The organism is Pseudomonas sp. FW215-R2 (genome assembly GCF_058789255.1).
The window spans coordinates 1-21,276 of the sequence record NZ_JBYTBO010000021.1; the positions used below are offsets into that span (position 1 = coordinate 1).

A 21,276-nucleotide genomic window follows, 5' to 3' on the forward strand; every position below is an offset into this window, starting at 1 on the left:
CCCCGCCACCAACTGCGCACTGATACTCACCCCGCCACAAACAACAACCACCACGTCCCGAGCTTCCGCCAGCGCCGGATGATCCAGATAAGCCACCGCCAGCGACACCCCGCACGCCGGCTCCACCAGTTGCCGCAAATCACTGGCGTAACGCACCACGCCCATGATCGCGTCGTCATCGGACAGCACCAGGAATTCGTGATCGAACTCGCCGATGTGCTGCACCGGCCACTCCGCTACCTGCGCGGCGCCAAGGGAGGTGGCGACGGTGTCGATCTTGCTCAGGCGCACCGGGTGGCCGGCCTGTACGGCGGCGGCAAACGAGGCGGCGCCCTGGGTTTCGCAGGTGATGATCCGGCAGTCACGCCGGTCATGGCGCAACAGCCCTGTGAGAATTCCTGCAAGCAATCCCCCGCCGCCGACCGAGGTGACCACGGTGTCGACCTGCGGGCAGTCTTCGAGGATTTCATCGATCATTGTGCTGTGCCCTTGCCACAACACCGGGTGATCGAAGGCCGGGACGTATTCGGTGTCCGCCGCGCTGGCCAGTTCACGGGCGCGCTGATTGGCCTCATCCCAGACTTTGCCATGGACGATGACTTCGGCACCGGTACGACGAATGCGCGCGCGGGTGGCTTCGGGGGTGGTGTGCGGGACCACGATGCAGGCTTGCAGGCCCAGGCTGACCGCCGCCACCGCCGTCGCAAGACCTGCATTGCCACCGGACGGACAGACAACTTTGCGCTTGCCCTGCGCCGCTGCCTGACTGCACAGCAGGCCCATGCCGCGCAGTTTGAAAGAACCACAGGGTTGCAGGTTTTCCAGTTTCAGCCAGATACGCCGGGAAGTGGTCGACAGGGTCGGATGGAGGATCAACGGCGTGCGGATGTGCAGCATGGCGGACTCCTGATGACGCCACGCCCGGGCGACCTGTTCGCCGGCGCGTGGACGGTTGAAGTCGAAACGTCCCTGTCTGAAGCTTAGTTCACCCTGCCCCCTCGACGGTAAACGCCGGGGATCGTGCAGCGATCTACACTGAACGGAACAGCCGTGAGGTGCCTATGAAAATGTCAGCGCAAATGACCGTCGTCGCGGTAATCGCCACTCTCGCCTACCTGGGGCTGGCGATGTGGGGCATTGGTGGCGTGGCGGTGTTCTTTTCCCACGGCGCGCTGGTGGTGGTGGCGCTGGCGACGCTGGCGATGGTGGTGGTGTCGCTGTTCAGCGAGGTGAACTTGAGTTCGGGCGAACGCGAGGACCGGGCCAATCGCTGGGTGATTCCGGCGTTCGGCGTGATCGGACTGGTCAGTGCTTTTCTGCCGGCTTACTGCGACCGCATCGGTTTCTGGACCGTTGGCCGCGAAGGCACCCGTTGGCTGGGGGCGTTGTTGTTCATCGCTGGCGGTGCCTTGCGCCTGTGGCCGGTGTTCGTTCTGGGCCACCGTTTCAGCGGATTGGTGGCGATTCAGCCGGGACATCGACTGGTCACTGAAGGCATCTACACGCACCTGCGCAATCCCAGCTATCTGGGGCTGGTCGTCAACGCACTGGGCTGGGCACTGGCGTTTCGTTCGGTCGTCGGGATCCTGCTGGCGGCGCTGACGCTGATCCCGCTGATTGCCCGCATCCATTCAGAAGAAGCCTTGCTGCGCACCCAGTTCGGCGCCGAATACGATGCCTATTGCGCGCGCAGCTGGCGGTTGTTGCCGGGCGTTTACTGAGGTTGCAGGCGTAACTGGCCGTTGTTGTCGATGCTCAGCGCAACGTCGCGGTAACTGGCGATGGTCGCGTGTGAGGTTTCAATCGGATGCTGGTGAGTCGCGGTGATGATCATCAACGGCGCACCGGCCGCTTCCGCCGCCTGAATGCCAACAGTCGCGTCTTCGAAAATCAGGCAATCGGCCGGTTCCAGTCCCAGACGTTTGGCGGCCAGTCGATAGCCGGCCGGGTCAGGTTTGCCCGCCGTCACGTCTTCAGCCGTGATCATCACCGCAGGCTCGGGAATCCCCGCCGCCGCCATTCGCCGCAACGCCAGATCCCGTGGCGCCGAGGTCACCATGGCCCAGCGATCTGCCGGCAACGACTTGAGAAACGCCGCCGCACCGGGGATCTCGACAATCCCTTCGACGTCTTCGATTTCCGCCTCGGTGATGAACGCTGCTTGCGCCTCGGCGTCCACGCCCGGCAGGTTCAGGCGAGTGATGGTGTCGATGGCGCGCACGCCGTGGATGGTCGGCAGGAAGGTCTCGACATCCACGCCATGACGCTCGGCCCAGGCCGCCCAGATCCGCTCGGCGGCGGCGATGGAGTTGAGGACGGTGCCGTCCATGTCGAACAGGAACGCGCCGAACGCGCGATTGAAAACAGCATCGTGAGCAGACAAGGGATCGCATCCTTAGGCAGAGCCGGGCAAATGTGCCCGGCAATGTAGCATCTGCCGAAGGCTTCAGTGCAGACGCGGTGCCTTGGATTTGAATGCGTCGTCCACGCAATCGAGCAACTGGCCGATGGCCCAGGGTTTCTTGATGAACGCCACTGGATGGCGGACGCCGGAGGTCTCCGGCGTTTCATAACCGGACATGACCATCACCGGTTTTTCCGGCCAGCGCTCGCCGACCAGATTGGCCAGGTCCGCGCCATTGAGGGTGCCGGGCATGGTGATGTCGGTGAGCAGCAGCGCGACTTCCGGTGCGTGCTCTTCCAGGTATCGCGACGCCGCATCGGCACTGGTCTGCGGCTCGACCTTGAAACCTTCCTCCTGAAGAATTTCGCACAAAAACTCCAGAATCAACGGGTCATCCTCGACTACCAGAATCAACCCGCCAGGAAGGTGCGCGCTCGCCGTCGGAATTGGACACATGAACTGGCACTCCCTGAATTGCATGAACGATTTAGCGGCTTGATCCCGCTGCTTATCTGGTATGAGCAGCGCCTTCTACAGAAATTCATTTTTGATACAGGTCTTTTCGATAACACCCGGTCAACGGGCAGTCGCCGACCCGTAATTGCGGTTAAAATGCGCGCCCTTTTGCTTGCCGATCCCGATTGATGAACCCTGAAGCCCTCGCCGTTCTCCACGCCCACCTGCTCACCGCGCTGACTTCGGCACCGGCCGAAACCCGGCGTCTGTTCCATGGCCGTGGGCGCTGCTGGCCGGGGCTGGAACAGCTCACCGTCGACTGGCTGCAAGGCGTGGTGCTGGTGTCGCTGTTCAAGGAACCCGAGGCTTCGCAACTGGAAGATCTCAAGCGTCTGTTGCTGGAGATCACCGGTTCAGCGCCATGGCAGCAATCCGGCGCTCACACCCTGTTGATCCAGCATCGCTACCTGCCGCAAAGCACCGCCGAATGGCTGCTGGGCGAAGAAATCGACGAGATGACCATCGTCGAGGGCGGGCTGAAATACCGCGTGGATCTGGGCCGCAAGCAGAACGCCGGGCTGTTCCTCGACATGCGCTACGGACGCAACTGGGTGCGCGAGCAGTCCGCCAGCAAACGGGTGCTGAACCTGTTCGCCTACACCTGCGGTTTCTCGGTGGCAGCCATCGAGGGCGGCGCCAACCATGTGGTCAACCTCGACATGTCCCGCGCGGCGCTGAGCCGCGGCCGCGACAATCACCGCCTGAACGGGCATGACCTGAGCAAGGTGAGTTTTCTCGGCCACGACCTGTTCAAGTCCTGGGGCAAGGTCATCAACAGCGGCCCGTATGACCTGGTGATCATCGACCCGCCGTCGTTCCAGAAAGGCAGTTTCCTGCTGACCAAGGATTACCAGCGCGTACTGCGCCGCCTGCCGGAACTGCTGACAGCCCAGGGCACGGTGCTGGCCTGCATGAACGATCCGGCGTTCGGTTCGGATTTCCTGATCGATGGCGTGACCCAAGAGGCGCCGAGCCTGCGTTTCGAGCAGCGGCTGGAAAACCCGCCGGAGTTTCCGGACGTCGACCCGGAAAGCGGTCTGAAGGCGCTGCTGTTCAAGCAGATCGACTGACCCTGCTCAGCGCGGGCGCAACACCAGCGCAAACAACTCGCCATGCCCGGTGACGTTGAGCTTGTGATAGAGGTTGCGCCGATGCACCTTCACCGTCTCCGGCGAAATGTTCATGTGCTGGGCGATGGCTTTGCTCGAGAAGCCCTGGAGAATCAGGCGCGCCGTATCGATTTCGCGCGCGGTCAGCCGCGCGTCGAAACGGTCCAGCAGCGCCGCCAGATCGCCAACCGGCGCCTCGACCACCGCACCTTGCGGCGGCAGCAACTGCACATGCCGGCGCATCGCTGACAACACCCAGTCCCGTACACACAGCAGGCGCCCTTGCTCCTGCAAACTGAACGCCGTGGCCCGGCCCATCGACAAGCCGAGCACGCCGTCGTCGGTGTTGACCATGAATTGCAACTCATCCGCGCCGACCACCGAGCGGAAGTAGCTCAGGTAGTACTCGCTGTGCAGAAACTGGTCCGGTGCCACGGACGCGAGGCTGTGCAAACCGTCGGTGATCCCGGCGCACGCGGCCTGATAGAACGGATCGAGCAAGTACATGCCGGCACAGTAACCGGCCAGTTCTTCCTGCTCCTCGGCGCGGCCCTGGCTGTCGACATCGATCAGCAATTGCGGCGGGTGCCCCGTCTGCATCACCGCCACCAGCGCATTGTCCAGCGGCACCAGCAGCCGCAAGGTATCGACCAGCGCCCGCCAGAAACCGTCCTGGCCGATGCTGGCGAATACCCGCGACAGGCTCTGATGCACCGGCAATTCCTGCAGCAACGCGTCCACGCTCTACCCCTTTTGAGTAACCCATGATGGGAATGGGTCTGGCGCGGCCTGCCCGATAGGCTGACCACTCCTGTTCATTACCGGCCTGCCGCAGGCCAGGAGTGCCGCATCATGCGTTGTCATCGTGGGTATATCAACCTGGGCCTGGCGGGCGTCGTGTCCGTCGCACTGACCGCTCAAGCGGCCGATGCGCCGAGCGTGCATGTCTACAACTGGTACGACTACATCGGCCCGAACACCCTGCATGATTTCAAGCACGACAGCGGCATCGAACCGGTCTACGACACCTTCGACAGCGCCGAAGTGCTGGAAGGCAAACTGATGACCAGCCACAGCGGCTACGACGTGGTGGTGGCAAGCAATTTCAGCCTGCCGACCCTGATCAAGGCCGGCGCCCTCGCCCCGTTGCCCCGCAATCAACTGCCGGGCTGGAAGAACCTCGACAACGACCTGCTGAGCAAACTGGCCAACAACGACCCCGGCAACCAGTACGCCGTGCCGTATCTGTGGGGCACCAACGGCATCGGCTACAACGTCGACAAGGTGCGCGCCGTACTGGGCGACAAGGCGCCGGTGGATTCCTGGGATCTGGTGTTCAAGGAAGAGAACCTGGCCAAGCTCGGCGAGTGCGGCGTGGCGATGCTCGATTCGCCGTCGGAAATGCTACCGGTCGCGTTGCACTATCTTGGCTTGCCGCCGAACAGCACCAACGCCGAGGACTATCAGAAAGCCGAAGCGCTGCTGCTGAAACTGCGCCCGCACATCGCCTACTTCAACTCCTCGAAATTCATCAGCGATCTGTCCAACGGCAACATCTGCGTGGCGGTCGGCTGGTCCGGCGCGATGCTCGAAGCCAAGACCAACGCGGAGCAGGCCGGCAACGGCGTGAAGATCCAGTACAGCCTGCCGAAGGAAGGCGCGCCGGTGTGGTTCGACACGCTGGTACTGCTCAAGGACGCGCCGCATCCGACCCAAGGCCTGGCGTTCATCGACTACCTGCTGCGGCCCGACGTGATTGCGCCGGTCAGCGATCACCTCTCCTACCCCAACGGTAATCGTGCCGCCACCGCGCTGGTCGCCGAAGCCACCCGCGACAACCCGGCGGTGTATCCGTCTGCCACAGCGATGGCGACGTTGTTCACCCTCGAGCCCCTGCCCAAAGCCACCGAACGGGTGCGCACGCGGGTCTGGAGCAAAGTCAAGAACGGCCAATAATCAACATTGAACAGAGAAGAAAACACCATGAAACCAAGAGCCCGCGATCTCCATATCCGCATCGGCCAGCTGCAGCCCGGCCCGCTCAATGCCATCACCGACGTGCCCGGTGTGCGGGTCGGCCACAGCAATGTGCGGGGGCAAAGCGCCGCCGGACGCGACATCTGCACCGGCGTAACCCTCATCGAACCGCGCGCAGGTTCGACCAATGCTCAACCGTGTTTTGCCGGCGTTCACGTACTCAACGGCAACGGTGATGCCACGGGGCTGGAATGGATTCGCGAGGCCGGCCTGCTGACCAGCCCGATCGCTTTCACCAACACCCACAGCCTCGGCGTGGTGCGCGATGCGTTGATCGAGCTGGATCGCGCGCAGCAACCGGACGACGGTCGTCTCTACTGGAACATGCCGGTGGTGCTGGAAACTTTCGATGGTTTGCTCAACGACATCAACGGCTTTCACGTGAAACCCGGGCACGTGGCGGAGGCGATGAGCAATGCCGTTGACGGCCCGGTGCAGGAAGGCGCGGTGGGCGGTGGCAGCGGCATGATCTGCCATGAATTCAAGGGCGGGATCGGCACCGCATCGCGCCGATTGAGCAAGGCTCAGGGTGGCTGGACGGTGGGCGCCATCGTTCAGGCCAACCATGGGATTCGCAGCGAGTTGCGGGTCGACGGCTACCCCGTCGGGCGCTACATGGAACAGGTGGATTCGCCGTTCCTGCGTGCCTCGCTACCCCATCCGGGCATGGGTTCGATCGTGGTGTGCCTGGCCACCGATGCGCCACTGTTGCCGCATCAATGCACGCGACTGGCGCAACGGGCGAGCCTCGGTCTGGCGCGCACCGGCGGCGGTAACGAAGACCACAGCGGCGACATTTTCATCGCCTTCGCCACCGGCAACGGCCACATCCCGCCCGCCGCCTATGAAGGCAAAGGCGCGTCGACCTGTGACGGCTTGCGGATGGTCAACAACGACCACATCAGCGAGCTGTTTCTGGCGGCGACCGAGGCGGTTGAAGAAGCGATCATCAACGCCCTGCTTGCCAGCGACAGCACCGAAGGCAACGGGCATTCGGTGCCGGGGCTGGATGCCGCGACCCTGCTCGCCGCCCTGGATAAAGCAGGCTGGCCCGGCGCTCGCTGAAACGGTTCCCAAAGACCTTTAGCGGAACAACCCAAGTCCGAGTTCGTGCGCTGCCTGCAGTTGCACCGCAGGGTCGCGCAACTCGGACTCCAGCAACAACGCCGAGCCCGCCACCGTCGCCCCGCAATAATCGAAAACACCGTGATCGATCTGCGCCTTCATCGCCGCGCCGTAGCCGTGGCGTTCGTAGGTACGTGCATCCGCCCCGCCGAGTGCGACCAGTTGCACACGCAGTCGTCCGAGCTTCTTCAGGGTCGAATCGCCATCGAAATCAAACGCCCAGCCATTGCTGAACACCCGGTCGATCCAGCCCTTGAGCAGCGCCGGCATCGACCACCAGAACACCGGATACACCAGCACCAGCGCATCGGCGCGGTCGATGCGTGCCTGCTCGGCCAGGACGTCTGCTGGCGGTGCGGATTCACGGTGATGCACCGCCCAGTCGGCCACGCCAAAACGCGGATCGAATTCCTCGGCGTGCAGGTCAGCGATTTCGAAGGTGTTGGACAGATCGCTCTCTGACAGGCCTTTGGCAATCTGCTGCGCCAGCGCATGGGTCAGCGAACGGGGGTCGTCATGAGCCACAACAATCAATGCGTGCATAGGGAAATCTCCGGTTGGTGGATGCTGACCAAGGGTTATATACTCTTGGTAAGTTACGAATCGTAAGTTACTTTTGGTATATAAGCGATGTCAACCACTGAAATTTCCGAAGCCGCTCAGCCCCGCCGACGCCTGTCACGGGAAGACCGCCAGCGCCAGTTGCTCGACATGGCCTGGCAATTGATTCGCGAAGAAGGCACCGATGCGCTGACCCTGGGTTATCTGGCGGAAAAGGCTGGCGTGACCAAACCGGTGGTCTACGACCACTTCACCACTCGCGCCGGTTTGCTGGCTGCGCTGTATCAGGATTTCGACAGACGCCAGACCGCGCTGATGGATATTGCGCTAGGCAATTGCGAGGCGACGTTGAGCGGCACCGCCTCGGTGATCGCCACGGCGTATGTCGATTGTGTGCTGACCCAGGGCAACGAGATTCCCGGGGTGATCGCCGCACTGGCGAGCACGCCGGAACTGGAGAAGATCAAGCGCGAGTACGAGGCGATTTTCCTGGAGAAGTGCCGCAGCGTGCTGTCGCCTTTCGCTGAGGGTGGCGACATTACCCAGGCGGGATTACGCGCCATGCTCGGCGCCGCCGAGGCGCTGTCTCAAGCAGCGGCGACCGGAGAAATCAGCGCCACACAGGCCCGTGACGAGCTGTTTGCAACGATCGCCGCGATGGTCGAAAGGGCCGCCGCCAGCGCCGCAAAAGCAAGTGACTGACGGTACTTGAGACCGCCGCCGCACCTTCCTAGGATGGAGATACGCAGTCGCTTGGTTCGCCAAACCGCTGCGTAGGTGCAGGTGCCCTGAACCCCAATCAAGCCCGCACTTTGTTTCACGCGCATCTTGAGCCTCACGGGCTCTACTCCTCCCTATCAAAGAGTCTTGAGGCTCTTTTTTTGTCTCTGAAAATCAGCGTTCCGGTTCGCTACGGATCGAACGCCACGTGGCCTGCGCCAGCAACTCGCGATAAGCCTTCGGACTGCCCTTCACCCGCCCGGACAACCATGCCCGGCAATAGCTGTCCGCCTGACCGACGATCAGCGACGGCAGCAGCTCGGCGGGACACTCATTGAGTTCGGCGGCGCGCCCGGGCTCGCTCAGCCAGGTGCGCAGGCTGAGATTGCGCGTCTTGTTGCGGGCGGCCAGTTCGTCCTTGTGGGGGCCCCGGGTCACGGCATAACGCGCGTGATACTGGAACCGCGCCCATTCCGGCTGGTTCTCGACCCAATCCACATAGCTGAAGACCAGCGCCTGCACGCCCTCTTCGGTGGTCGTTGCGTCGGCCAGGTACGCATCGCGCAGGCGCGCCTGGTCCTCCAGGGCGGTGAAAAACAACGCGGCTACCAGCCCTTCCTTGTTGCCGAAATGGTGATAGATCGCCCCGACACTGGTGTCGCACTCGGCGCGGATCATTTCGATGGTGGTGGCCTCGATCCCCTGTTCGTTGAACAGGCGCAAGGCCTTGCGAAAGATGTCGCGCTTGAGTTCGGCCCGGCGGCCGGGGTAGCTGCGCTCGAGTAGATCTGCGGTGTCCATGGGGTTGAAGGCCTTGTAAATCCGGTTGAAAGGCACGCCCGTGCCGGTAATCGAAACGCGCCTAGGTTGACAGATTTCCCACGGACAGAATACCGTTCCGTTACAGAACAATATTCTGTTACGGAACATTATTCTTTAAATCTCCTAATCGCGAGGCTTAACCATGAGTCAGTTTCTCAGCATGTTCACCAGCGCCGGCCCCCAAGCGTTCAGCCAGATGGCCTGTCAGGTCGCGCCGTATTTCAGCAGCATCAATCCGTTGGTCAGCGAACTGCGCGCAGGTTCGGCGACGGTACAGGTGCCGTTTCACCGCGAGATCACCAACCACCTCGGCACCGTGCACGCCATTGCCATGTGCAACGCCGCCGAACTGGCGGCCGGGATGATGACCGACGTGTCGATTCCCGCCGGTGCACGCTGGATTCCCAAAGGCATGACCGTCGAGTACCTCGCCAAAGCCAAATCCGATGTGACCGCCGTGGCCAATGGCGAAGGGCTGGACTGGCAGACCGAAGGCGACAAGATCGTGCCGGTGGACATCCACGACGCCGAAGGCAAGAAGGTGTTCACGGCGCGAATCACCATGAACGTGAAGCTGTCCTGAAATCCCAGGCACAAAAAAGCCCTTGTTGCTGTCATCGCAACAAGGGCTTTTGCCGTTCGCCGGATCAGTGAACGGTCAGACGCTGGCGGACAAATTCTTCGGTGTGCCGCGTGACTTGATCCAGATGCCGGTCGCGCTGTTTCTCGGCATCGACCATCGCCCGTTTGCCGTGCTTTTGCAGGAGGTAGGTGTGGATCTGCTGCACTTCGAGCGAGCGGTAGATCGGCGTGGTGTCGATAAAACCGCGCAAGCCGTTGCTGCGGTAATGCCGGGTGCTCATCAGCACCTGGGTCTCCAACTGGCCCAGCACTTCAAAGCCCAGCGCCTCGAAATACGGGACTTTACCCACGCTGCACGTCAGCTCGGCATGGGGGTAACGCGTCAGCATGTCGGCGATCAACGCCCGGGCCACGCCCTGACGGCGGTACGGTTGCTGCACCGCCAGATACGCCACGTTGCACGCCTCCCAATCGCCCTGCACCGGCAAGTACAACAGGAAGCCGATCACCTGCTCCGGGTCTTCGTCGTCGGTGGCCACCAGCAGTTCCACCTCGGTGCCCTTCTCGCCGTTCAACGCCTCCAGATACAAATGCACCTCGTAGCCGACCGCGTACTGATAGACGTTGTACAGCAGGTTGCTCGGGCCCAGACCGATCGCGCTGATGTCGGTCAGGTAGTCGACCACCATTTGCAGGATCTGGCTGTTGACGCTCTCGGGGCACGGGGATTTGTAGTGGGTGATGCGGGGCATGGCGGGTGGACTCCGGCGGTAAAACACAAGCTGCCGGGCGGGTTGAGCGACCGGCGAACCGCGACATCATACCCTGTGCAAGCCTGACAAAAATTTCATCTGCCCGAGAACGGATCTTTCGCCGATCTGGCGTCCAATTCTTCAGCTGCGTTCATTTCCCGACGCAGGCCCTGAGGAGTTGTCATGAACGTTCTGCGTTCCCTGTTCAAATGGCGAAAAGCCCTGCTGCTGGTGCCGCTGACACTGGCCGCGCTGGCCAGTACCCCGGTGTTTGCCCAGCCCGAAATCATCATCCGTGAAGCCCCGCCACCGATGCGTATGGAACCGATGCCCGGTGCACGGCCCGGCTATGCCTGGGATCAGGGCCATTGGCGCTGGGAAGGCCGGGGATATGCGTGGGTGCCGGGCCACTGGCAACCGGTGCGTCACGGCGCACGCTGGAAACCGGGCCACTGGCAGGCCCGCGGGCCGAACTGGTACTGGATTGAAGGTCATTGGGTGCGTTGATTGCTCGCCTGCCCGCCCACGTTACCCACCAGGAACATCGTCATGTCGAAAACCCTGAAAACCTTGCTCGCTGCCTCACTCGTGGCAATCACTCTGTCGGGCTGCGTCGTCGAACCGGTCCGCCCGCACCGGCCACCACCGATCGTCGAAGTGGTCCCGGTAATGCCTGCGCCGGGTTATCACTGGGTCGCCGGCCATTATCGCTGGGCCGGCAACCAATGGCGCTGGGTGCCGGGACATTGGCGGGCGTATTGAGGCCGGTCACTGCGCCGGTGCAACGACCTTGAACTTGATCGCGATGTCGTTTGAAACCACGGTGTCGGCCCACTCCCCGGCACCGAGGCCGAATGCGTCGCGCTTGAGCACCAGTTCACCGTCGAAGATGCCGATGCTGCTGTCCGGCTTCAATTGCACCGGCACCTGCACCTCGCGGGTGACACCTTTGAGCGTGAGTCGGCCGGCAACCAGGTAATGGTTTTCATCGACCCGGCTGAAACGGGTCGATTCGAACACCGCCGTCGGAAACTTTTGCGTGTCGAACCACGCCGGTTTCACCAGCTCCGTGTTGGCGTCTTCGCTGCCGGCATCGATGCTGGTGAGGTCGATGTGCAACGTGGTGCGGGCGCGGCCCAGATGCTCGGTGTCGAAGTCCAGCGTCGCGTCGAACTTGCCGAACGTGCCGTACATCCGCGAGCCCATCTGGTTATAGGTGAAACTGATCTGGCTGGCGGTGGTATTGACCCGGGTGTACTCCACCGCCTGCGCCGCCGGCATGAGGATCAGGCAACACGCGGCAACCAACAACAATCGAATCGACATGGGATGCTCCGGTGCCTCGGTGGGTCTCGACTGACTTAAGCAAACATCGGGCGGTTATGCCACTTCACCGTTCATGCGCGCCTTCAAGTAACCGATCAGCGCCGTCACCTTGGGCGACGGCAGATGTTCGCGAGCCGTGACCGCGTTGAGATCCTGCGGCGGGCCGATCCACTCCGGCAGAACCCGGATCAGGCATCCAGCCTGCACATCGGCTTTCATGCTCAGGTCCATTCCCAGACTCAGCCCTTCGCCTGCCCGCAACGCATCGTGCAACAGCGCCGGGTCGTTGGCGAGGATGGTGGGCTCGACTCGATAGTCTCTCAGGCGCGCCCCTTCCCGACGCAACGGCCAGACATAACCGACATCGCGCCGTGCCTGATGCAGCGTCAACGTTTGATGGTGAAGCAATTCTTCCGGAGTTTGCGGCGTACCGTGATGCGCGAGGTATGCCGGGGCCGCGTAAATGCCCGTGGGGAAACTCGCCAGCCGCCGGGCGATCAGGCTCGAGTCCGGCAATGCTCCCAGCCGCAGCGCCACGTCGATCTCCTCGCCCACCAGATCCATCGGTACGTGGGAGGCCAGAATCTCCAGGCGAATTTCCGGGTACGCCTGACGAAACCCCGCTAGCAACGGTGCAAACCAACTCACCCCGAATGAAAACGGCACCGTTACCCGCAACCAGCCACGCGGCCCGTCACGCAATTGATGCACGGCCCGTTCGGCGTGTTCGAGGGTGTCGGCGATGGTTTTGCACTGCTCGTAATACACCGCGCCCGCCTCGGTCAGGCTCAACTGGCGGGTGGTGCGGCGCAGCAGTTGCACACCGATGGCCTGCTCCAGCTCGCGCACCCGGCGGCTGACCGTGGTTTTCGGAATCTGCAAGGCGTGGGCGGCAGCGGTGAAACTGCCGAGGCGCACCACGCGGACAAACACCAGCGTGTCGTTCAAATCGCGGATCATTTCGGGCCTGCCTGAGGACAATGGATTGTGCCACTCATGGCACATTTCATGCCGCGATTATGGGCTAATCACCTGAGACCCTGCGACCTAATATCGACGCTCCCTCTCGGAGTGATACCCATGAATCTTAACGAATACGCCGAACACGATGGCATAGGCCTCGCGCAGTTGGTTGCGTCCGGCGAAGTCCACGCCAATGAGCTGGCCACACTGGCCATCGAAGCGATACAACAGGTCAACCCATCGATCAACGCGATCATCGAACACTGGACGCCGACGGCTGCCAGCGGCAGTGGCCCGTTGGCCGGAGTGCCGTTTCTGATCAAGGACCTGGCAATCACCGCGGCCGGACGGCGTAATGAACTGGGCAGCCGACTCGCGCAGGGCCTGGTCGCAGAAAGCGATTCCACGCTGATGCAACGCTTCAACGCCGCCGGGCTCATCACCCTCGGCCGCACCACCACCCCGGAAATGGCGTTCAGCACCGAAACCGACTCCGTCCTGCAAGGCCCGACCCGCAATCCGTGGAACCCGCAACTTTCCGCTGGGGGCTCGAGCGGTGGCGCCGGCGCGGCTGTCGCCGCCGGCATCGTACCCATCGCCCATGCCACCGACGCGGCAGGATCGATCCGTGTTCCGGCAGCCTTCAATGGTCTGGTGGGCCTCAAGCCGACGCGCGGCCGCAGCTCCCACGGGCCATTGATGGATGAAGTGTTTGCCGGGCTCGGCGTGCAATTGGGTCTGTCGCGGACGGTGCGCGACAGCGCGGCGCTGATGGATGTGGTGCAGGGCTGTGCGCCGGGAGATCCTTATTACACGGCGGCACCGGCCGAAGGTTTTCTGGCTCAGGTCGGCCGCGATCCCGGACGGTTGCGCATCGGCTTCCTCGACACGCCGTGGAACGGGGCCAGCGTCGATCCCGAGATCCGCGATGCCACCGCTCGTGTTACCCGTGAACTTCAATCCCTCGGCCATCAGGTTGAAACCGTCCGGGCACCGCTCGGTTTGTCGTGGGACGCCTTCGTCGAAGCCAATGCGCATATCTGGTGTGCCAGCTTGGTGCGCTGGATCGACCATCTCGCCACCGCAACCCGGCGCCCCGTCAATCGCAGCACCCTGGAACCGGCCACCCTCGCCTGCTACGCCTTCGGCCAACAATCGCGCGGCACGGATTTCGCCGCTGCGCTGGAGGTGCGCAACAGCATCGCCCGTCAGGTGGCCGCGTGGTTCGAGGACATTGATGTACTGCTGACCCCGACCCTGCCGCACCTGCCCCAGGCCATCGGCACCTACAACCAAGGCGCCGAAACCATGAACGGGCGGCAATGGACGGCGCGGGTCTTCGAGCACTCGCCCTTCACGCCGGTGTTCAATGTCGCGGGAACCCCGGCAATTTCACTGCCGCTGGGCATGTCCGGCAGCGGCCTGCCGATAGGCCTGCAATTTGCCGCACGCTTCGGTGCCGATGACCTGTTGTTGCGCCTGGCCGGGCAGCTCGAACAGGCCTTGCCTTGGCAGCACCGTCGGCCACTGATTCGGGTCGGCAATCCGCGTTGACACCCCTCCCGCCGCCCACAAAAAAGGGCTGTCCCTCACAGGACAACCCTTTGCGGATCGGGCCGCTCGATCACTTGCGATCCGTCAAACCAGCCGCTCGATCTTCTGATGCTGCCAGACCAGTTTGTAGTACAGCGTCTGCAGCACCAGCATCCCGAGGTACGCCACCGGGAACGCCATCCACACACCCTGCAAGCCAAACTGCCCGTCCAGCCAGTACGCCGCCGGCAACTGCACGCCGACCACGCAAATGATCGCGATCGCGACGGGCACCAGCACCGTGCCGCTGGCGCGCATGATCCCGCCGATGATGGCCTGGAAGCCGAAGATCAACAGGCTCCACAGCATGATGTGCAGCAAGTGCTCGGCCATCGCACGGGTCGAGTCCTCGGTCAGGAACAGCCCCAGCAGCCAGTGCGACAACAGGTAACCGAGCACGATCAAACCACCGGTCAGGCACACATTGATCCACAGCCCGGTGCGCAGGATCGGGCCCATCCGCTCCAGCCGCCCGGCGCCAATCGCCTGGGCGCCGAGGATCGACGCAGTGATTGCAATCGACAGCGCTGGAAACTGCACATAGTTGACGATCTGCGTCACCGCGCCATACGCCGCCGTCGCCTGGGAGCCGTGCTGGTTGACCAGCGCCAGAATCACCAGCTCCGACAGCGACAACACAATCATCTGCACCCCGGTCGGCAGACCGATGCGCAACACTTTGCCGAGAATCTCGCCGTCCAGCCGCAACGCCCCGAAGAACTCCCGGTCCGGCGCCAGTGGATGGCCCTTGCGGATCAGGCTCCACGCCAGCCATGCCATCGCCGCCAGCGTACCGGCCAGCCCGGCGAACGCCGCGCTCTGAATCCCCAACTGCGGCAAGCCCAGCCATCCGCGAATGAACGCCGGGGTCAGCGCCAGACCGACCACGGTCGACAGCAGCAGAGCCAGCATCGGCGACAGCGTGTCGCTCACCCCGCGCAACAACTGGGTGAACAGCACGTACACCAGCACAAACGGCAAGGTCCACATCATCACGCGGGCATAGGCCACCGCGTCGTCCAGCACATCCGCCGGCGTCCCCAACCCCTGCAACGCCTGACGCGCAAACACACTGCCCAGCACCGCCGCGACCAGCCCGATCAACACCCCCAGCAACAACGTCGCCCCGGCAATCGCCTTCACCATATGCGACTCACGCGCGCCCCACGCCTGGCCGATCAACACCCCCGCCCCGGCGCCCAGACCGATGACCAGCGCGATAAAGAAAAAGATGATCGGAAACATCCCCGACACCGCCGCCAGCGCCTGAGTGCCGAGCATCTGGCCGATATAGATGCTGTTGACCGTGCCGGACATCGACTGCAGGAAGTTCGACAGCACCATCGGGGCAAGGAACAGCAGGTAGGTTTTCCAGAGGGGTTTTTGGGCGGGGTTTTGCATTGAGGGTCCGTCTCGGGTGGGAGCGATGGGGAGAGTCTAAGGTATGCAAAGCGCTTCAGGTCGTACCCGTTTGCATTAAAACTTCGTAATCTCCACCACTTGCCCAAAATGGAAGTGAACCGATCCCATGTCCCGCGTCTCGACCCTGCTGACCTCTACCCTTTTTGCCGTTCTGGCGACGACAGCCAACGCCGCCCCGACACCAGCGCCCCAATCGCTGCAAAGCCTGCTGAGCACCCTGAACGAACGCCTGAACATCGGCGATCTCGTCGCCCTGACCAAGTGGGACAGCGGCAAGCCGATCCAGGACAGTCCCCGCGAAGCCCAGGTCATCGCCAACGCCCGAACGCTGGCCACTGAACGCAAGCTTGATCCAGAAGACGTGGCGCAGTTGATCGCCGCGCAGATGGAAGCCAACAAACTGGTGCAATACGGTTTGCTGGCGAAGTGGCAAGCGGCGGGTGCCGCGCCGGACACACCGCGCCCGGATCTGGGCAAGCAGATTCGGCCGCGCCTGGATGAGCTGCAATCCCGCCTGTTGCAGCAATACGCCGACTTCACGCCCTACCGCCGCGACCCGAATTGCCCGGTATGGCTGGCCAAGGCGCGTAGCGGTTTGACTCATGACGGGTTGCACGAACTGGCCCTGACCCGCGCCACCGGGGAGCTATGCGTTCGCGCGACAGCCCCGTGAATCGGGGCTCAGGCATCCATCGCTGGCGTCGATAGTCACCATCACGTCAATGAAGTTCTCATAAAAAATCCCGGGCGTAAGATCGGCTCCATACCAAACAAACAACACCCCGGAGCACACGATCATGAAACGCCAAATCCTTCTCGGCATCGCTTTCTCGGTTCTTGCAGTCAACGCTTTTGCAGCCAAACCCGCTCACACCATGATCGCCGAAGGCGGTTCGGATCGACTGATCGAACACCGTGTAGCAGAAGGTGGTTCGGATCGTCTGCAAGAACGCCGCGTTGCCGAAGGTGGTTCGGATCGTCTGCTGGAACGTCGAGTTGCCGAAGGTGGCTCGGACCGTCTGCAAGAGCGCCGTGTAGCTGAAGGTGGCTCGGATCGTCTGCTGGAACGTCGAGTTGCCGAAGGTGGCTCGGATCGTCTGCAAGAACGTCGAGTTGCCGAAGGTGGCTCGGATCGTCTGCAAGAACGTCGCGTTGCCGAAGGTGGCTCGGATCGTCTGCTGGAACGTCGCGTTGCTGAAGGTGGTTCGGATCGTCTGATGGAACGCCGTGTTGCCGAAGGTGGTTCGGATCGTCTGATGGAACGCCGCGTCGCATGACTTGACGGCCCAATCGCAAGAAAAAGAAAAGCCCGGCCTGATCAGCCGGGCTTTTTCACATCCAACCGTCGCTTACTGAGCGGTTCTCAGCTTGACCACGTCACCGGAGATCTTGGTGGTGTAGCCAGTCAGAACCCATGCCCAGAACCAGTTTTCCTGGACTTGGGTGTTGATCATCGCGTCGCCGCCACGGGCTTTGATCGCGGCATCCTGGGCGCGGACGAAACGGCTGTTCTGACGGATCGGGATAATGCCGAACAGCAGCAGGCCGGTGGCGGTCGCTTCGCTGTGGCCAATCACGGTGTATTGGCTGCTGTCGTATTGTTTGGTGTTCATCGCGGTGCCGGTGCAACCTGCCAGAACCACACCGAACAGTGCGGCGGCGACTACTTTGCTGAGGTATTTCACTTCAAGACTCCATGGGTATAAGCCCGGGATCCATCTCTCGGGCGGCGCACACTTTACTGGAGGCAGTGGCACATTGGTATCAACCTGACAATATTTCATGAAGCGTGTTTCATGTAACGCTGTCGGTTTAATCGCCGACAGCGTTACCTCTTCAACTTCAAGTGTTGGTCTTGAGTTTGGTCCACAACCGCGTCGTCAACCGGGCAATCGCCGCCGGCAACTCTTCCACGGTGAACAATTTGTCCATCACCTCTTTCGGCGGATAGATCGCCAGATCCTGTTTCACCGCCGGTGTCAGGAACTCATTGGCAGCCGCGTTGGGGTTGGCGTAGTGAATGCTGTTGCTGATGTTGGCGATCACCTTGGGTTCCAGCAGATAGTTCATGTAGGTGTAGCCGTTCTTCTCGTGGGGCGCGTTCTTGGGCATGACCACCATGTCGAACCACAACGTCGTGCCTTCGTCCGGGATCGAATAGGCGATGTCGATGCCGTTTTTCGCTTCCCTGGCACTGGCGGCCGCCTGGATCACATCGCCGTTGAAGCCGATCACCGCACAGACGTTGCCGTTGGCCAGATCGCTGATGTACTTCGACGCATGGAAGTACTGCACGTAAGGGCGAATCTTGAACAAGGCCGCTTCGGCTTTTTTGTAATCCGCCGGTTCATGGCTGTGTGGCGGCAAGCCCAGGTAGTTGAGGGTGATCGGTAGTACCTGAGTCGGGTTGTCGATGATTGCCACGCCGCACTGGCTCAACTTCTTGATGTTGTCCTCTTCGAAGAACATCTTCCACGAGCGGGTAACGTCCGTGTTGCCGAAGATCGCCTTGATCTTCTCGACGTTGTAACCGATGCCGGCGGTGCCCCACATGTACGGATAACCGTATTGATTGCCCGGGTCGTTGACTTCAAGTTTTTTCATCAACTGCGGATCGAGGTTCTTCCAGTTGGGTAGTTGCGACTTGTCGAGTTTCTGGATGGCGCCGGCCTTGATCAGTCGCGACAGAAAGTGGTTCGACGGACTGACCACGTCGTAACCGGTATTGCCGGTCATCAATTTCGATTCCAGCACTTCATTGCTGTCATGGATGTCGTAAGTGGCCTTGATGCCGGTGTCTTTGGTGAAGTTGGCCAGGGTGTCGTCGGCGATGTAGCCGTTCCAGTTGGAAATGTTGACCGCTTCGTCGGCAAGAGCGCCCGCCGAAGCCGTTGCGAGCAAGACCGCCAGGGAAAGTGTATTGACGCGCATGTTCTGTCACCTGAATTGAGTGGCTTTTGTTCTTGTGGGATGTGCGGAATTTCAGATTTCTGTTCTGGCCCTGACCGCCTCCACGCGCATGCGAAGCATGGCACCGATATCGAAGAAAGGTCGCGGCGGCAGCCAGCCGGGTTCGGCCCGTTGCATCACCGATTGCAGCAAGGGCGAGTCGATGCCCGACGCCAGCTCCGCCAACAGCCGTCCCCACAGGGTTCCGCGCGCCACGCCCGAGCCGTTGCAACCGGCCACGGCGAAAACGCCCTCCTCAACCCGGTCGAAATACGCCTGGCCGCTGCGGGTCGCACTCAGGTGACCGGTCCAGGTGTAGCGAATGTCTTGCTCGCCCAAGAACGGAAAACGCCGTTGCAGACCGCGCACATGGTGTTGCCGACGCAGGACCAGCTCGCTGTTGGACAGGTCCCGCGTGCGGTATTCGGCGGTGTTGCGAATCATCACCCGACGATCCGGGGTCAACCGCACGGTGGCGCCCAGCGGCCGGGTCGACAGCACGCCCCACGGCTCGACCGAACCGATGGCCGCGAACTCCTGATCCGTGAGCGGACGCGTAAGGCTGGCGCTCAACTCCATCGGGAACGTGGCGCTGTCGTTGATGCCGACGCGGGGAATGAAGGCGTTGAGGCACACCAGCACCTGCTTCGCCTCGATACTGCCTTCGGCACCTTGGGCGCGTAGATGCCCCTGGCCGACACGCTCAAGACCCGAAATGTCGGTGTTCTCGAATACCGTGACGTTGTCCGGGAGCGCATTGAGCAAGCCCTTCACGTACTTGGCCGGTTGCAGCAGCGCATTGCCATTGCCACACCAGATCGCGGCCTGATAGTGGCGAGTGCCAAGCTTCTGGCTCAGCGCCTCGCCTTGCAGAAACTCGGCGCGGGCACCGAGGGCGCGCAGCGTGGCCAGTTTCGCGTCAACCTGATTGAGCTTGGCCGGATCGTTCACGGCAAAGAAATACCCACTGTCGCGGAAGTCGCAGTCGATGCCGTGTCGGGCAATGCGTTGGCGGACTTCTTCGCTGGCGGCGCGGGAAATCGCCGTGTCGACTTCAAACCCGGCAAAACCTGCGGCGCCGATCAGTTCGCTGTCGGCGGGGTGTTCATGGGCGACGACAAAACCCGAGTTGCGCGCCGACGCGCCCTGCGCCGCCGATTGCCGATCCACCACCACAATCCGCGCCTGGGGATGCAGTTGCGCGAGGTTATGCGCAGCGCTGAGCCCGGTGATGCCGGCCCCGATCACCAGCCAGTCGGCTTTTTGCGCTCCGCTCAGGCGACCGCGTGCCGGGGAGTTTCCGGCTTGCGCGATCCAGCCACAGATATTGTCCATGCATCACCTCGTTCGACTGTCGTTCGGCGACTTGCCTTCTTTGCAGGCTCATGCGTGAATCGCATGCCCGTGTTGTGAAGATCACCGCCAGAGCTAGAATCTATAAGGTCTTCGAACGCCTCACCAACGCTAAGAAATCATCGAGCCATTCTGAAAACGCATGGATAAAATTCGCCACGTCCCTTCCCTGCAAGCCATGCAGGCACTGGTCGAAGTCGCCCGATGCGGCAGCTTCACTCAGGCAGCGCAGACGTTGTGCCTGACCCAAAGCGCCGTGAGCCGGCAGATCCAGCAACTGGAAAGTCACTTCAACGTGGCGCTGTTCGTGCGCACCAGCCGCAACCTGCACCTGACGCCGGAAGGCGAGCAGGTTTTGGCCAGCGCACGGAGCATCTTTGAGCAACTGAAAACCCTTGAAGAACGCCTTACGCCGCAGAAACGTCCGTTCCGCATTCGCATGCACGTATCGCTGGCGGTGCGCTGGTTGCTGCCCAAACTCAGCGACTTTTATCTGCGCCATCCCGAGGTCTCGCTGGCCATCGAAACCGTCGCCACCGAAGTCGTCGAACCGACCGGCGACAGCGATGCCTACATCCTTTACTTGCCGACAGCATCAAGCGATCCGGATTGCCTGACGCTGTTTCAGGAAACGCTGGTGCCGGTGTGCGCCCCGAATCTGGCCGGAGCACCGCGCTCAGTGGACGCGTTGCTGCGCTTCCCGCTGCTGCATCGCTCGGTAGATCGCCAGGCATGGATCGAATGGCTGGCCGCGAACGACGGCAAACCGCTGGAGGATTACCGGCATATCCCGTTCAACCTCGATGAACTGGCACTGGATGCGGCGGCGCGGGGATTGGGTGTGGCGGTGACGGACATGACGCTGGCGGCAGAATCCATCGAGCGTGGCGTGCTGGTGGTGCCGTTCGGGGAACCACTGAAAACCGGGGGGATTTACTCGTTGTGCTTGCAGCCTTCAGCGGCTTCGCATCCGGCGTGTGGGGTGGTGATGGGGTGGTTTGCGGGGCAGGCCGAACGGGAGAATTGAAAGCGGGAACTGCCT

The 21,276-nt window shown here is 62.2% G+C and carries 25 protein-coding genes; 12 read left to right on the forward strand and 13 right to left on the reverse strand.

Annotated features, from left to right (window positions below):
• Nucleotides 1-897 (reverse strand): pyridoxal-phosphate dependent enzyme (locus tag AC3WRD_RS24000; protein ID WP_102650865.1); only part of this gene is annotated, 897 nt, incomplete at its 3' end.
• Nucleotides 898-1,061: 164 nt separating this feature from the next.
• On the opposite strand from AC3WRD_RS24000, the gene AC3WRD_RS24005 reads away from it, so the two are divergent.
• Nucleotides 1,062-1,721: a methyltransferase family protein gene (locus tag AC3WRD_RS24005; RefSeq protein ID WP_096822597.1), complete on the forward strand. Its 660-nt coding sequence runs from the start codon at nt 1,062-1,064 to the stop codon at nt 1,719-1,721.
• Here the strand turns inward: AC3WRD_RS24005 and AC3WRD_RS24010 are convergent.
• Nucleotides 1,715-2,383, reverse strand: coding sequence for an HAD family hydrolase (locus AC3WRD_RS24010; RefSeq protein ID WP_096822598.1), 669 nt, complete (start codon nt 2,381-2,383; stop codon nt 1,715-1,717). The two genes, AC3WRD_RS24005 and AC3WRD_RS24010, sit on opposite strands and share 7 nt — an antisense overlap.
• A 63-nt stretch (nt 2,384-2,446) precedes the next feature.
• A complete protein-coding gene (locus AC3WRD_RS24015; protein ID WP_096822599.1) occupies nt 2,447-2,860 on the reverse strand; it encodes a response regulator in 414 nt (137 codons plus the stop codon).
• A gap of 188 nt (nt 2,861-3,048) precedes the next feature.
• Here AC3WRD_RS24015 and AC3WRD_RS24020 point away from each other — a divergent pair, with 188 nt between their 5' ends.
• Nucleotides 3,049-3,990, forward strand: a complete 942-nt coding sequence (locus AC3WRD_RS24020; protein ID WP_102622020.1) for a class I SAM-dependent methyltransferase — start codon at nt 3,049-3,051, stop codon at nt 3,988-3,990.
• 6 nt (nt 3,991-3,996) lie between these two features.
• Here AC3WRD_RS24020 and AC3WRD_RS24025 read toward each other — a convergent pair whose 3' ends face one another.
• A complete protein-coding gene (locus tag AC3WRD_RS24025; protein WP_102622021.1) occupies nt 3,997-4,770 on the reverse strand; it encodes a helix-turn-helix transcriptional regulator in 774 nt (257 codons plus the stop codon).
• A gap of 111 nt (nt 4,771-4,881) precedes the next feature.
• On the opposite strand from AC3WRD_RS24025, the gene AC3WRD_RS24030 reads away from it, so the two are divergent.
• Nucleotides 4,882-5,985, forward strand: a complete 1,104-nt coding sequence (locus tag AC3WRD_RS24030) for a polyamine ABC transporter substrate-binding protein (protein ID WP_102622022.1) — start codon at nt 4,882-4,884, stop codon at nt 5,983-5,985.
• Between the two features lie 27 nt (nt 5,986-6,012).
• Nucleotides 6,013-7,131 carry a DmpA family aminopeptidase gene (locus AC3WRD_RS24035; RefSeq protein WP_102622023.1) on the forward strand — a complete coding sequence of 373 codons (1,119 nt, stop codon included), beginning with the start codon at nt 6,013-6,015 and terminating at the stop codon, nt 7,129-7,131.
• An 18-nt stretch (nt 7,132-7,149) separates the two neighbouring features.
• On the opposite strand, the gene AC3WRD_RS24040 is transcribed toward AC3WRD_RS24035, so the two are convergent.
• Nucleotides 7,150-7,734 (reverse strand): NAD(P)H-dependent oxidoreductase, encoded by a 585-nt coding sequence (locus AC3WRD_RS24040; RefSeq protein WP_102622024.1) that lies wholly within the window; start codon nt 7,732-7,734, stop codon nt 7,150-7,152.
• Nucleotides 7,735-7,821: 87 nt separating this feature from the next.
• Between AC3WRD_RS24040 and AC3WRD_RS24045 the strand changes: the two genes are divergently transcribed.
• Nucleotides 7,822-8,454, forward strand: a complete 633-nt coding sequence (locus AC3WRD_RS24045) for a TetR/AcrR family transcriptional regulator (RefSeq protein ID WP_102622025.1) — start codon at nt 7,822-7,824, stop codon at nt 8,452-8,454.
• A 192-nt stretch (nt 8,455-8,646) separates the two neighbouring features.
• On the opposite strand, the gene AC3WRD_RS24050 is transcribed toward AC3WRD_RS24045, so the two are convergent.
• Nucleotides 8,647-9,273 (reverse strand): TetR/AcrR family transcriptional regulator, encoded by a 627-nt coding sequence (locus tag AC3WRD_RS24050; protein WP_102622041.1) that lies wholly within the window; start codon nt 9,271-9,273, stop codon nt 8,647-8,649.
• A 163-nt stretch (nt 9,274-9,436) separates the two neighbouring features.
• On the opposite strand from AC3WRD_RS24050, the gene AC3WRD_RS24055 reads away from it, so the two are divergent.
• A complete protein-coding gene (locus AC3WRD_RS24055; protein ID WP_102622026.1) occupies nt 9,437-9,877 on the forward strand; it encodes a hotdog fold domain-containing protein in 441 nt (146 codons plus the stop codon).
• A 64-nt stretch (nt 9,878-9,941) separates the two neighbouring features.
• Here AC3WRD_RS24055 and AC3WRD_RS24060 read toward each other — a convergent pair whose 3' ends face one another.
• On the reverse strand, nt 9,942-10,628 hold the full coding sequence (locus AC3WRD_RS24060) for a GNAT family N-acetyltransferase (RefSeq protein WP_096822607.1): 687 nt from the start codon (nt 10,626-10,628) through the stop codon (nt 9,942-9,944).
• Nucleotides 10,629-10,811: 183 nt separating this feature from the next.
• Here AC3WRD_RS24060 and AC3WRD_RS24065 point away from each other — a divergent pair, with 183 nt between their 5' ends.
• Nucleotides 10,812-11,135, forward strand: a complete 324-nt coding sequence (locus AC3WRD_RS24065; protein ID WP_102622027.1) for a YXWGXW repeat-containing protein — start codon at nt 10,812-10,814, stop codon at nt 11,133-11,135.
• 42 nt (nt 11,136-11,177) lie between these two features.
• Nucleotides 11,178-11,390, forward strand: a complete 213-nt coding sequence (locus tag AC3WRD_RS24070) for a YXWGXW repeat-containing protein (RefSeq protein WP_096822609.1) — start codon at nt 11,178-11,180, stop codon at nt 11,388-11,390.
• Between the two features lie 6 nt (nt 11,391-11,396).
• On the opposite strand, the gene AC3WRD_RS24075 is transcribed toward AC3WRD_RS24070, so the two are convergent.
• Complete coding sequence (locus tag AC3WRD_RS24075) at nt 11,397-11,954, reverse strand: YceI family protein (RefSeq protein WP_102622028.1); 558 nt, start codon at nt 11,952-11,954, stop codon at nt 11,397-11,399.
• Nucleotides 11,955-12,008: 54 nt separating this feature from the next.
• Nucleotides 12,009-12,914, reverse strand: coding sequence for a LysR family transcriptional regulator (locus AC3WRD_RS24080; RefSeq protein WP_102622029.1), 906 nt, complete (start codon nt 12,912-12,914; stop codon nt 12,009-12,011).
• Nucleotides 12,915-13,034: 120 nt separating this feature from the next.
• Between AC3WRD_RS24080 and AC3WRD_RS24085 the strand changes: the two genes are divergently transcribed.
• On the forward strand, nt 13,035-14,471 hold the full coding sequence (locus AC3WRD_RS24085; RefSeq protein ID WP_102622030.1) for an amidase: 1,437 nt from the start codon (nt 13,035-13,037) through the stop codon (nt 14,469-14,471).
• An 84-nt stretch (nt 14,472-14,555) separates the two neighbouring features.
• On the opposite strand, the gene AC3WRD_RS24090 is transcribed toward AC3WRD_RS24085, so the two are convergent.
• Nucleotides 14,556-15,911, reverse strand: coding sequence for an MATE family efflux transporter (locus tag AC3WRD_RS24090; RefSeq protein WP_102622031.1), 1,356 nt, complete (start codon nt 15,909-15,911; stop codon nt 14,556-14,558).
• Nucleotides 15,912-16,038: 127 nt separating this feature from the next.
• On the opposite strand from AC3WRD_RS24090, the gene AC3WRD_RS24095 reads away from it, so the two are divergent.
• On the forward strand, nt 16,039-16,605 hold the full coding sequence (locus tag AC3WRD_RS24095; protein WP_096822614.1) for a chorismate mutase: 567 nt from the start codon (nt 16,039-16,041) through the stop codon (nt 16,603-16,605).
• A gap of 124 nt (nt 16,606-16,729) precedes the next feature.
• A complete protein-coding gene (locus AC3WRD_RS24100) occupies nt 16,730-17,209 on the forward strand; it encodes a phage infection protein (RefSeq protein ID WP_102622032.1) in 480 nt (159 codons plus the stop codon).
• Between the two features lie 72 nt (nt 17,210-17,281).
• Here AC3WRD_RS24100 and AC3WRD_RS24105 read toward each other — a convergent pair whose 3' ends face one another.
• The 3 genes from AC3WRD_RS24105 to AC3WRD_RS24115 form a co-directional block, all read right to left on the reverse strand.
• A complete protein-coding gene (locus AC3WRD_RS24105) occupies nt 17,282-17,617 on the reverse strand; it encodes a hypothetical protein (protein ID WP_102622033.1) in 336 nt (111 codons plus the stop codon).
• A gap of 157 nt (nt 17,618-17,774) precedes the next feature.
• Nucleotides 17,775-18,863 (reverse strand): polyamine ABC transporter substrate-binding protein, encoded by a 1,089-nt coding sequence (locus AC3WRD_RS24110; RefSeq protein WP_102622034.1) that lies wholly within the window; start codon nt 18,861-18,863, stop codon nt 17,775-17,777.
• 51 nt (nt 18,864-18,914) lie between these two features.
• The gene (locus AC3WRD_RS24115; protein ID WP_102622035.1) at nt 18,915-20,216 is read right to left on the reverse strand and encodes an NAD(P)/FAD-dependent oxidoreductase; all 1,302 of its coding nucleotides are present in this window, start codon (nt 20,214-20,216) and stop codon (nt 18,915-18,917) included.
• A gap of 160 nt (nt 20,217-20,376) precedes the next feature.
• Here AC3WRD_RS24115 and AC3WRD_RS24120 point away from each other — a divergent pair, with 160 nt between their 5' ends.
• The gene (locus AC3WRD_RS24120; RefSeq protein WP_102622036.1) at nt 20,377-21,261 is read left to right on the forward strand and encodes a LysR substrate-binding domain-containing protein; all 885 of its coding nucleotides are present in this window, start codon (nt 20,377-20,379) and stop codon (nt 21,259-21,261) included.
• Nucleotides 21,262-21,276: the final 15 nt, after the last annotated feature.